The sequence below is a fragment of the Pseudomonas khorasanensis genome (assembly GCF_014268505.2).
GTDB lineage: Bacteria > Pseudomonadota > Gammaproteobacteria > Pseudomonadales > Pseudomonadaceae > Aquipseudomonas > Aquipseudomonas khorasanensis.
On record NZ_JABWQP020000005.1, the window covers coordinates 25,258 to 36,857 of the forward strand.

Consider the following 11,600-nt stretch of genomic DNA (forward strand, 5'->3'; position numbering starts at 1 on the left):
TATCGAATCAATGCCGCACATTTTGATCGTCGAAGACGAAACAATTATCCGCTCCGCCTTGCGCCGCCTGCTGGAACGCAACCAGTACCAGGTCAGCGAAGCCGGTTCAGTGCAGGAAGCACAAGAACGCTTCACCATTCCTACGTTCGATCTGATCGTGAGTGATCTGCGCCTGCCCGGCGCTCCGGGCACCGAGCTGATCAAGCTCGGCCAGGGCACGCCGGTGCTGATCATGACCAGCTATGCCAGCCTGCGCTCGGCGGTCGACTCGATGAAGATGGGCGCGGTGGACTACATCGCCAAGCCCTTCGACCACGATGAAATGCTCCAGGCTGTCGCCCGGATCCTGCGTGACCGCCAGTCGGCGCCCGCCGCCAGTGAAGCCGCTGCCAGCAAGCCGACCAACGGTAACGGTAAAGCCGCTGCTGACAACAGCAATGGCGACATCGGCATCATCGGTTCCTGCCCTCCGATGCAGGATCTGTACAGCAAGATCCGCAAGGTCGCGCCGACGGATTCCAATGTGTTGGTTCAGGGTGAGTCCGGTACCGGTAAAGAACTGGTAGCCCGCGCCCTGCATAACCTGTCGAAACGCGCCAAGGCACCGATGATCTCGGTGAACTGCGCAGCCATTCCGGAGAGTCTGATCGAGTCCGAATTGTTCGGTCACGAGAAAGGCGCGTTCACCGGCGCCAGCGCTGGTCGCGCCGGTCTGGTCGAAGCGGCGGACGGCGGCACGCTGTTCCTCGATGAGATCGGCGAACTGCCGCTCGAAGCCCAGGCCCGTCTGCTGCGTGTATTGCAGGAAGGCGAGATTCGCCGGGTTGGTTCGGTGCAATCGCAAAAAGTCGATGTGCGTTTGATCGCCGCGACGCACCGGGATTTGAAGAGCCTGGCAAAAATCGGCCAGTTCCGCGAAGACCTTTATTACCGTCTGCACGTGATTGCCTTGAAGTTGCCGGCCCTGCGCGAGCGTGGCGCCGACGTCAATGAAATCGCCAATGCCTTCCTCGCCCGCCAGAGTGCGCGCATCAACCGCACCGATCTGAAATTCGCGGCGGATGCCGAACAGGCGATCCGGCATTATTCCTGGCCGGGCAACGTTCGCGAACTTGAGAACGCCGTCGAGCGCGCGGTCATTCTCAGCGAAAGCCCTGAAATTTCGGCCGACCTGCTGGGCATCGACATCGAGCTCAGCGATCTGGAGGACGACGAATTCATCGGCCTGCCACCGCAGACCGGCGGTAACGCCAGCAACAGCAGCCATGAGCCGACCGAGGATCTGTCGCTGGAGGACTATTTCCAGCACTTCGTTCTCGAGCATCAAGACCACATGACCGAGACCGAACTGGCGCGCAAACTGGGCGTCAGCCGTAAATGCCTGTGGGAACGCCGCCAGCGCCTGGGCATCCCACGGCGCAAGACCGGGGTCGCCAGCGAGAGCTGAGCGTTACCCACCGTGTGCGCGGGTAACGCATGACAATGTGAAAAAACTGTTACCGCAGTCGATTCACGTAACAGAAGCCGGGGTTATCGGTAACGAAACCCCGGCTTTTTTTCGCCCCGACAAAACGGTTATATCGACCTAACCCCATGTTTTACTGGGCTACGCAAAAGTTGGCACGCACCCTGCTATATGTTTGGTACAAGAACAATAACAAGCAATGCACAAGACAATAAAAATAAGACGAATCGACTCACGCACAATAAAAACAAGACGGCGAGAGGCGCAGCTAACTGATTCTTTTGGAGAGGCGTTGTATTTGGGGCTTGCCCCACGACCAGGCCGAGAACAACAAAAACTGTCCTAAGACAGAGCCTGTACTGGTTGGATCGATAGATCACTGCAATTCAGCGACCAAAGCAATCCGTTTGCTCTTGGCTCCCGATTGGGAGGGTCACGAAGGAAACACTTCGTGGCGAGGGCACTCAACAAAAACAAGAAGCCCGAATCAATAATAAAAAGAGCACGCAACTACTTCTTGGGGAGCTTCGGCTCCCCTTGTAGTTTCTCCCTTCTGCGAAATCCTCCCTTTTCGCCTCCCTCGACCCTTGTAGCTCGCGGCTTGCAGCTCGAATCTGCTGTCGCCTACACCATCCCTCGACTAAATGCTAGAATCTGCGCCCATCATGCGGTCATTCTTTGGTATGGCCGAACATTCCTTCAAACAGTGCATCCCATGCTGAAGAAGCTGTTCCAGTCATTCCGAACTCCCGTGCGTCGTACGCAACACATCCGCAGCACCCCTGAAGTGCTCAATAGCGGTCAACATTCGCTGCAGAAAACGCAGTTCAGCCGCTATGCGGTGAATATCGTCGAACGTCTGCAAGGCGCCGGTTACCAGGCTTATCTGGTCGGCGGTTGCGTGCGAGACATGCTGCTGGGCATCACGCCCAAGGATTTCGACGTCGCCACCAGCGCCACCCCCGAGCAGGTCCGTGCCGAATTCCGCAATGCGCGAATCATCGGTCGCCGCTTCAAACTGGTGCACATCCATTTCGGGCGCGAAATCATTGAAGTCGCGACCTTCCGCGCCAATCATCCGGTCAACGAAGACGACGAGGACAGCAACCAGTCTTCGCGCAACGAGAGCGGGCGGATTCTGCGCGACAACGTTTACGGCACCCTGGAAGAAGACGCGCAACGCCGCGACTTCACCATTAACGCCCTGTATTACGATCCGGTCAGCGAGCGCATTCTCGACTACGCCAATGGCGTGCACGACATCCGCAATCACCTGATCCGTCTGATCGGCGATCCGAAGCAGCGCTACCAGGAAGACCCCGTGCGCATGCTGCGCGCCGTTCGTTTTGCCGCCAAGCTCAATTTCGGTATCGAGAAGCACACCGTCCAGCCGATACGTGAGCTGGCGCCGATGCTGCGCGAGATTCCGTCGGCGCGGCTCTTTGAAGAAGTGCTCAAGCTGTTCCTTTCCGGCCACGGCGCGATCACCTTTGAAATGCTGGTCGATCTGCAGCTGTTTGCCCCGCTGTTCCCGGCCAGTGCCGAGGCGCTGGAATACAACCCGGAATACACCCACACGCTGATCAGCGAAGCGTTGACCAATACCGATCTGCGAATCAAGCAGAGCAAACCGGTCACCCCGGCGTTCCTGTTTGCCGCCCTGCTCTGGCCTGCGTTGCCGGCCCGCGTGCTGCGTCTACAGGAACGTGGCATGCCGCCGATTCCGGCGATGCAAGAGGCCGCGCACGAGCTGATCGCTGAACAGTGCCAGCGGATCGCGATTCCGAAGCGCTTCACCATGCCGATCCGCGAAATCTGGGACATGCAGGAACGCCTGCCACGGCGCAGCGGCAAGCGCGCCGACCTGTTGCTGGACAACCCGCGTTTCCGTGCCGGTTACGATTTCCTGTTGCTGCGTGAAAGCGCCGGCGAGGAGACCGACGGCCTCGGTGAATGGTGGACGGACTATCAGGACGCCAACGACAGCGAACGCCGCGACATGATCCGCGACCTCAGCGGCAAGGGTGACGATGCCAGCGGCGCGCCACGCAAGCGTCGCCGCAGCAGTGGTTCCAAACGCAAGCGCGCGGGTGCGCCGAGCGCGACGGGCGAATAAGCCATGGAGCGCATCTACATCGGTCTGGGCAGCAACCTCGCTGACCCGGCCGAACAATTGCGCAGCGCCATTACGGCGCTGGGGCAATTGCCGAAGACCTCCCTCGCCGGCGTTTCAGCCTTTTACCAGAGCGATTCCCTGCTCCCCGGCCAGCCGCGTTACACCAACGCAGTGGCCGCGCTCGACAGTTCGCTTGCACCGATTGAACTGCTCGATGCTCTGCAGGCGATCGAAAACGACCAGGGCCGCGAACGCTTGGAGCGCTGGGGCCCGCGTACGCTGGATCTGGACATCCTGCTGTTCGGCGATCGACTGATAGACGAGCCGCGCCTGAAGGTTCCTCACTACCAGATTCAGGAGCGCGCGTTTGTGCTCTATCCCCTCGCCGAACTGGCCCCGCCAGACCTGCGCCTCGCGGACGGTCGCACCCTCCCCGCCCTGCTCGCCGCCTGCCCATTCGTCGGCCTTGAACGCCTCCCCTGACAACAATCCCTCTGTAGGATCTGTCGAGTAAAACGAGGCTGCGATCTTTTGATCTCCAACATCAAATCAAAAGATCGCAGCGTTCCGCAGCGCCTACACAGGTGCAGCGTTCGGCATTCTGTTTTTGTCAGACAAAAATCCCCCGAATCAGCCCCGCCGCACCGCTGAATCGCATCAGTAACGCCGGTAACACCGCCGGCGTAACAACGCGGTAACACACGCAATTGACTTCCTGTTGGCTCATCACGACTATAGGCGTCCCGCTGCCGACAACCCGGTATATACGGGCGCAATCCAGGCCTTATAAGCACGACACAAGAGCGTGCGCCTGAGCAGATGACGAATCACGCGCGTTACTCGCAGTAGTTTCCAGAGCGCCTGAACGAGGATTTTTTACATGCCAGCCATCACCCTGACCACGCTCCAGAGCCTCAAGCAGAAAGGTGAAAAGATCACCATGCTGACCTGCTATGACGCGACTTTTGCCCAAGCCTGCAACGAGGCTGGTGTCGAAGTGCTGCTGGTGGGAGACTCTCTCGGCATGGTTCTGCAAGGTCACGACAGCACCCTGCCAGTGACCACTGCAGAAATGGCCTACCACACCGCCTGCGTCAAACGTGGCAACAGCGATGCCCTGATCCTCGCCGACCTGCCGTTCATGGCCAACGCGACCCTTGAGCAAACCATGACCAACTGCGCCATGCTGATGCAGGCCGGCGCGCACATGGTGAAGGTCGAAGGCGCGCTGTGGCTGGCCGAATCGATTCGCCTGCTGGCTGAACGCGGCGTGCCGGTCTGCGCGCACATGGGCCTGACCCCGCAAGCGGTGAACATTCTCGGCGGCTATAAAGTACAGGGCCGCAACGAGAACCAGGCGCGACAGATGCGTGCCGATGCGATCTCCCTGGAACAGGCCGGCGCGGCGATGTTGCTGCTGGAATGTGTGCCAAGCGAACTGGCAGCCGAAATCAGCCAGGCAGTGAGCATTCCGGTGATTGGTATCGGCGCCGGCAACGCCACCGACGGTCAGGTCCTGGTCCTGCACGACATGCTCGGTCTGTCGATCACCGGCCGCGTCCCGAAATTCGTCAAGAACTTCATGCACGGCCAGGACAGTATCCAGTCCGCGCTGAAGGCTTACGTCAGCGAAGTCAAAGCCACCACGTTCCCCGGCATCGAACACGGATTCTCTGCATGAACACCGTCAAAACCGTACGCGAATTGCGCGCAGCCGTAGCGCGCGCCCGCAGTGAAGGCAAGCGCATCGGCTTCGTGCCGACCATGGGCAACCTGCACAGCGGCCACGTCGCCCTGATCACGAAAGCCACGCAGCGAGTGGATTTCGTGGTCGCCAGTATTTTCGTCAATCCACTGCAATTCGGCGCGGGCGAAGACCTCGACAAATACCCGCGCACGCTCGCGGCCGATCAGGAAAAACTCCTTGAAGCCGGTTGCGATCTGCTGTTCGCGCCAACCGTCGAAGAGATGTACCCGGACGGCATGGCCGGGCAAACCCGGGTCAGCGTGCCGCAATTGTCCGAAGGCCTGTGTGGCGCCAGCCGTCCGGGGCACTTCGAAGGCGTGGCGACGGTGGTCAGCAAACTGTTCAACATGGTTCAGCCGGATCTGGCAATCTTTGGCCAGAAGGATTACCAGCAACTGGCGGTGATCCGCGCGCTGGTGCACGACTTGAACATGCCGATCCAGATCATCGGCGAGCCGACCGTGCGTGCGGCGGACGGCCTGGCGCTGTCGTCGCGCAATGGTTTTCTCAGCGAGGAGCAACGTGCGGTGGCACCCGTGGTCTATCGCACCCTGAGCAACATTGCCGAATCGATCAAGCAAGGTGAGCGCGATTACCCGGCGCTGATCAATGCGCAGTTGCAGCAGCTGGAAGCGGCGGGGCTGCGCCCGGATTACCTGGAAATCCGTCACGGCCTGACACTGCGCCCGGCGACGGCGGAAGATCGCGACCTGGTCATTCTGGTGGCAGCGTTCCTGGGCACTACGCGGTTGATCGATAACCTGCATCTGAACCTCGACAACCCGACCTGAAGCCCCCGCCATCATCCTGTGGGAGCGAGCCTTCTCGCGAATGCGATCTATCAGTGACTGTGAGGCCGACTGACACGACGCTTTTCGCGAGCAGGCTCGCTCCCACAGGTTTTTTGCGCACCTGAAAGATTCCCGCCGAGGTCGCCCCACTCCGTTTGTCGGCCAAATTACTGTTCGGATGTTAAAAAAGTACAGGGATCTGGTCAGACAAAGTCAAGACAGAACGCAGCGCGAGGTTTACTGTATCCGCCCTGTGTCCAGAAATCGTGTTGACGCAGTTGATCCACGCCCGGCGCGGCGTGCCGCATCTGTACAGTGTTCAAAAAGCCGTTCAAGTAAAAAGGAAAACCGCAGCGATGGCGTACTACCGCACCCCTCATGACGTTACCGCTCTGCCTGCCTGGCAAGCGTTGAAAGATCACCGCCAGGCCATGCAGGATTTCAGCATGCGCGAGGCCTTCAACGCCGATCCGCAGCGCTTCAATCAGTTCACTCTCAGCAGCTGCGGACTGTTTCTCGACTATTCGAAGAATCTGATCAATGCCGAGACCCGCAACCTTCTGGTCGGTCTGGCCAATGAAGTCGATCTGAAGGGCGCGATCAAGGCGCTGTTCGACGGCGAAATCGTCAACTCGTCCGAAGCGCGTCCTGCCCTGCACACCGCGCTGCGCCGTCCGGTCGGCGACAAGCTGTCGGTCAACGGCGTCAACGTGATGCCGGAAGTGCACAAGGTGTTGAACCAGATCACCGATCTGGTCGGCCGCATTCATGATGGCTTGTGGCGCGGTTACACCGAAAAACCGATCACCGACGTGGTCAACATCGGCATCGGCGGCTCGTTCCTCGGCCCTGAACTGGTGTCCGAAGCGCTGCTGTCCTACGCCCAGAAAGGCGTGCGTTGCCACTACCTGGCGAACATCGACGGCAGTGAATTCCACGAGCTGACGCAAAAGCTGCGTGCTGAAACCACGTTGTTCATCGTTTCGTCGAAATCGTTCAATACCCTCGAAACCCTGAAAAACGCTCAGGCTGCTCGTGCCTGGTACCTGGCGCAGGGCGGTTCCGAAGCCGAGCTGTATCGTCACTTCATCGCCGTATCGAGCAACAACGCCGCCGCCGTGGCGTTCGGTATCCGCGAAGAAAACATCTTCCCGATGTGGGACTGGGTCGGCGGTCGTTACTCGCTGTGGTCGGCCATCGGTTTGCCGATTGCCCTGGCGATCGGCATGTCCAACTTCAAGGAACTGCTGTCCGGTGCCTACACCATGGACCAGCATTTCCAGACCGCGCCGTTCGAGCAGAACATGCCCGTGCTGCTCGCACTGCTCGGCGTCTGGTACGGCAACTTCTGGGGCGCGCAAAGCCACGCGATCCTGCCGTACGACCACTACCTGCGCAACATCACCAAGCACTTGCAACAGCTGGACATGGAATCCAACGGCAAGAGCGTGCGTCAGGACGGCACCAGCGTGTCGACCGAGACCGGTCCGGTGATCTGGGGCGGCGTCGGCTGCAACGGTCAACACGCTTACCACCAGTTGCTGCACCAGGGCACCCAACTGATCCCGGCCGACTTCATCGTGCCGATCGTCAGCTTCAACCCGGTGTCCGACCACCACCAGTGGCTGTACGCCAACTGCCTGTCGCAGAGCCAGGCGCTGATGCTCGGCAAAACCTTGCCGGAAGCTGAAGTCGAGCTGCGCGACAAAGGCATGAGCGAAGAAGACGTGCGCAAACTCGCGCCGCACAAGGTGATCCCGGGCAACCGTCCGAGCAATACCTTGGTGGTTGAACGCATCAGCCCGCGTCGTCTTGGCGCGCTGGTCGCCATGTATGAACACAAAGTGTTCGTGCAAAGCGTGGTCTGGGGCATCAACGCCTTCGACCAATGGGGCGTGGAGCTGGGCAAGGAATTGGGCAAAGGTGTCTACAACCGCCTGGTCGGCAGCGATGAAACCACCGCTGACGACGCGTCCACTCAGGGCCTGATCAACTACTTCCGCGGTCGTCACCGCGGCTAAAGAGCGGCCTTCGGGTTAACGCTTTTCCCTGTGGGAGCGAGCTTGCTCGCGAATGCGATCGGTCAGTCGACATCATTGGTGGCTGGCAAGGCGCCTTCGCGAGCAAGCTCGCTCCCACAGTTGTTTTGGCGCATGACTTGAACCTCTGCACCGCTCGGCGCATCTTTATTCCTGTCGCACCACAAGAATAAGGAACCGTCATGTTCGATATCAGCACGTTCCCCAAAGCCGATGCCGTCCGCCGGGCTGCTCAATTGAGTCAGGATGATTATCGGCGCCTCTACCGCGAATCCATTGAACACCCCAGCGCCTTCTGGGGCGAGCAGGCCACGCGCTTTCTCGACTGGAGCACCCCGTGGCAGACCGTTCAGCGCTATGACCTGAAAACCGGCGAAGCCGCCTGGTTTGCCGGTGGCAAGCTCAACGTCAGTTACAACTGTATCGATCGTCACCTCGAACAACGCGGCGACCAGACGGCCCTGCTCTGGGAAGGCGACGACCCGGCCGAATCGGCACAGATCACCTACAAAAAACTCCACCACCATGTCTGCCGCCTGGCCAATGTGCTGAAAAACCGTGGCGTGAAGAAAGGCGACCGTGTGTGCATTTACATGCCGATGATTCCCGAGGCCGCGTACGCCATGCTTGCCTGCGCGCGGATCGGCGCAATTCATTCCGTCGTGTTTGGCGGATTTTCACCGGACTCACTGCGCGACCGCATTCTCGATGCTGACTGCCGTACCGTGATCACCGCCGATGAAGGCGTGCGCGGCGGCCGGTTTGTGGCGCTGAAAAACAATGTCGATAAAGCCCTGCTGAGCTGCCCCGACGTCAGCACTGTAGTGGTGGTTGAACGCACCCAAGGCAAAGTCGATTGGGTTGAGGGCCGTGACCTCTGGTATCACCAGGCGGTGCGCGATGTCAGCGACGATTGCCCGCCAGAGCCCATGGACGCCGAAGATCCGCTGTTCATCCTCTACACCTCTGGCAGCACCGGCAAACCCAAAGGCGTGCTGCACACCACCGGCGGTTATTTGCTGCAAGCGGCGATGACCTTTAAATACGTGCTCGACTACCGCGACGGCGAAGTGTTCTGGTGCACCGCCGACGTTGGATGGGTTACCGGTCACAGTTACATCGTCTATGGCCCGCTGGCCAACGGAGCGACCACGCTGATGTTCGAGGGTGTGCCGAGCTATCCGAGCAGTTCGCGGTTCTGGCAGGTGATCGACAAGCACAAGGTCAACATTTTCTATACCGCGCCGACCGCCCTGCGCGCCCTGATGCGCGAAGGCGCCAAACCGTTGGAGGGAACGTCGCGCGAAAGCCTCAGACTACTCGGCAGCGTCGGTGAGCCAATCAACCCGGAAGCGTGGGAGTGGTATTTCAACGTCGTGGGCGATCAGCGCTGCCCGATCGTCGATACCTGGTGGCAGACCGAAACCGGCGGCATCATGCTCAGCCCGCTGGTCAGTGCGCAACGCATCAAACCCGGCTGCGCCACGCAACCAATGTTCGGCGTGCAGCCAGTGCTGCTCGACGAAGTCGGCAAGGAAATCAAAGGCGCCGGCAGCGGCGTATTGGCGATCAAATCGAGCTGGCCGGGCCAGATCCGCAGTGTCTACGGCGACCCGCAGCGAATGATCGACACCTATTTCAAGCCTTACCCCGGCTATTACTTTACCGGCGACGGCGCCCGCCGCGACGAGGACGGCGATTACTGGATTACCGGACGCATCGACGATGTGATCAACGTTTCCGGTCATCGCATCGGCACCGCCGAAGTGGAAAGCGCGCTGGTGCTGCATGACAGCATTGCCGAAGCTGCGGTGGTCGGCTACCCCCACGACGTCAAAGGCCAGGGAATCTACGCGTTCGTCACGCCGATGAACGGCACCGACGCCAATGAGGAGTTGAAGAAGGACTTGCTGGCCCATGTCAGCAAGGAGATCGGCAGTTTCGCCAAACCGGACCTGATCCAGTGGGCCCCCGCCCTGCCAAAAACCCGTTCAGGCAAGATCATGCGGCGGATCTTGCGCAAGATCGCCTGCAACGAACTCGACAGCCTCGGTGATACTTCGACCCTGGCCGACCCGAGTGTGGTGCAGGACCTCGTTGACAAGCGTTTGAATCAATAGCCTCGCGAACAGGCTCGCATCCAGAGTGAGCGCATTGTCACTGTGGGAGCGAGCCTGCTCGCGAAGGCCCATCACGCGATCCTCCGTCAAACTGTTAAACTTCCGCGCCCCAATACCCCTCAGCAAGGCGCCGCATGTCTTTCTTGAACCAGGCGCTGCGCGCCGCTCTCGACCAACGCCAGGATTTGCTCGCTGCACTGCACAGCCAGGGCACCGACTGTTATCGCTTGTTCCATGGCAGCCAGGAAGGCGCCGGCGGCTTGACGATCGACCGCTACGGCCCGCAACTGCTGGTGCAGAGTTTTCACCAAACGCTGGAGCGGGATGATCTGCTGCAGTTGCATGCGATGGCCAACCAGACGCTGGGCTTCGACACCCTGCTGGTCTACAACGACCGCTCCCGTGGCAACTCGCGCATCGATCGTGAGGACAGCGTCTACAAAGCCGACGACGCCGCACTGGCGGATCTGGTGGGGCATGAATGGGGACTGAACTACCGCGTGCGCGGCCGGCACGCCGGGCAGGATCCGCTGCTGTTCCTCGATTTGCGCAACACTCGCGGCTGGGTCAAGGATCACGCCAAAGGCAAAAGCGTGCTCAACCTGTTCGCCTATACCTGTGGCGTTGGCCTCAGTGCTGCGGCTGGCGGTGCGCGTGAGGTGTGCAATCTTGATTTCGCCGAGGGCAATCTGGCGGTAGGGCGCGAAAACGGCCTGCTCAACCCGCACTTGCCGGAAATGGAATTCGTCCAGTCCGATTATTTCCCGGCGATCCGCCAGCTCGCCGGTCTGCCCATCACCCAGCGTCGCGGGCAGAAACTGCCGAGCTATCAGCGCCTCGAACAGCGCCAATACGATCTGGTTCTGCTCGACCCGCCGGCCTGGGCAAAAAGCGCGTTCGGCACTGTCGACCTGTTGCGTGATTATCAGAGCCTCCTCAAACCGGCCCTGCTGACCACCGCCGACAACGGCGTGCTGATCTGCTGCAACAACCTGGCGAAAGTCAGCATGGACGACTGGCGCGAACAGGTGCTGCGTTGCGCCGAGAAGGCAGGCCGCCCGGTGCGCGAGTGGAGCGTGATGACCCCGGGCGCCGACTTCCCGTCGCTGGACCAGCAACCACCGCTGAAGACGCTGATCCTGCAGCTGTAACACCTCAGGCATGAGTGATCATATTTTTCTGTGGGAGCGAGCCTGCTCGCGAAAGCGGTGGGCGAGTCGACTTTTTGTCTACTGCACCGCCGAGTTCGCGAGCAGGCTCGCTCCCACACTGGGTATTTGCTCCTGCAGATAAAACTGAACAATCCTGTCCCACATCAAGCA

Annotated in this window: 8 protein-coding genes; all 8 read left to right on the forward strand. The window is 60.1% G+C overall.

Annotated elements, in window-relative coordinates:
- The first annotated feature begins 10 nt into the window (after positions 1–10).
- The 8 genes from HU727_RS13355 to HU727_RS13390 all read left to right on the forward strand — a co-directional run bounded on the left by HU727_RS13355 (position 11) and on the right by HU727_RS13390 (position 11,429).
- A complete protein-coding gene (locus HU727_RS13355) occupies positions 11–1,447 on the forward strand; it encodes a sigma-54-dependent transcriptional regulator (protein ID WP_186532489.1) in 1,437 nt (478 codons plus the stop codon).
- Positions 1,448–2,180: 733 nt separating this feature from the next.
- Positions 2,181–3,581 carry a polynucleotide adenylyltransferase PcnB gene (locus HU727_RS13360; RefSeq protein ID WP_186532488.1) on the forward strand — a complete coding sequence of 467 codons (1,401 nt, stop codon included), beginning with the start codon at positions 2,181–2,183 and terminating at the stop codon, positions 3,579–3,581.
- 3 nt (positions 3,582–3,584) lie between these two features.
- The gene (folK, locus tag HU727_RS13365) at positions 3,585–4,064 is read left to right on the forward strand and encodes a 2-amino-4-hydroxy-6-hydroxymethyldihydropteridine diphosphokinase (protein WP_186532487.1); all 480 of its coding nucleotides are present in this window, start codon (positions 3,585–3,587) and stop codon (positions 4,062–4,064) included.
- A 397-nt stretch (positions 4,065–4,461) separates the two neighbouring features.
- Positions 4,462–5,262: a 3-methyl-2-oxobutanoate hydroxymethyltransferase gene (panB, locus tag HU727_RS13370; RefSeq protein WP_186532486.1), complete on the forward strand. Its 801-nt coding sequence runs from the start codon at positions 4,462–4,464 to the stop codon at positions 5,260–5,262.
- A complete protein-coding gene (panC, locus tag HU727_RS13375) occupies positions 5,259–6,119 on the forward strand; it encodes a pantoate--beta-alanine ligase (protein WP_186532485.1) in 861 nt (286 codons plus the stop codon). The genes panB and panC overlap by 4 nt, the downstream gene beginning before the upstream one ends.
- Positions 6,120–6,475: 356 nt before the next feature.
- The gene (pgi, locus tag HU727_RS13380; RefSeq protein WP_186532484.1) at positions 6,476–8,140 is read left to right on the forward strand and encodes a glucose-6-phosphate isomerase; all 1,665 of its coding nucleotides are present in this window, start codon (positions 6,476–6,478) and stop codon (positions 8,138–8,140) included.
- 200 nt (positions 8,141–8,340) lie between these two features.
- Complete coding sequence (gene acs / locus HU727_RS13385) at positions 8,341–10,278, forward strand: acetate--CoA ligase (protein ID WP_186532483.1); 1,938 nt, start codon at positions 8,341–8,343, stop codon at positions 10,276–10,278.
- Between the two features lie 134 nt (positions 10,279–10,412).
- Positions 10,413–11,429: a class I SAM-dependent rRNA methyltransferase gene (locus tag HU727_RS13390; RefSeq protein WP_186532482.1), complete on the forward strand. Its 1,017-nt coding sequence runs from the start codon at positions 10,413–10,415 to the stop codon at positions 11,427–11,429.
- The last annotated feature ends 171 nt before the right edge of the window (positions 11,430–11,600 follow it).

Bases quoted from the DNA above. Each gene is read 5' to 3' on its own strand.
- HU727_RS13355 (WP_186532489.1), top strand. From the start codon at position 11: ATGCCGCACATTTTGATCGTCGAAGACGAAACAATTATCCGCTCCGCC.
- HU727_RS13360 (WP_186532488.1), top strand. From the start codon at position 2,181: ATGCTGAAGAAGCTGTTCCAGTCATTCCGAACTCCCGTGCGTCGTACG.
- folK (WP_186532487.1), top strand. From the start codon at position 3,585: ATGGAGCGCATCTACATCGGTCTGGGCAGCAACCTCGCTGACCCGGCC.
- panB (WP_186532486.1), top strand. From the start codon at position 4,462: ATGCCAGCCATCACCCTGACCACGCTCCAGAGCCTCAAGCAGAAAGGT.
- panC (WP_186532485.1), top strand. From the start codon at position 5,259: ATGAACACCGTCAAAACCGTACGCGAATTGCGCGCAGCCGTAGCGCGC.
- pgi (WP_186532484.1), top strand. From the start codon at position 6,476: ATGGCGTACTACCGCACCCCTCATGACGTTACCGCTCTGCCTGCCTGG.
- acs (WP_186532483.1), top strand. From the start codon at position 8,341: ATGTTCGATATCAGCACGTTCCCCAAAGCCGATGCCGTCCGCCGGGCT.
- HU727_RS13390 (WP_186532482.1), top strand. From the start codon at position 10,413: ATGTCTTTCTTGAACCAGGCGCTGCGCGCCGCTCTCGACCAACGCCAG.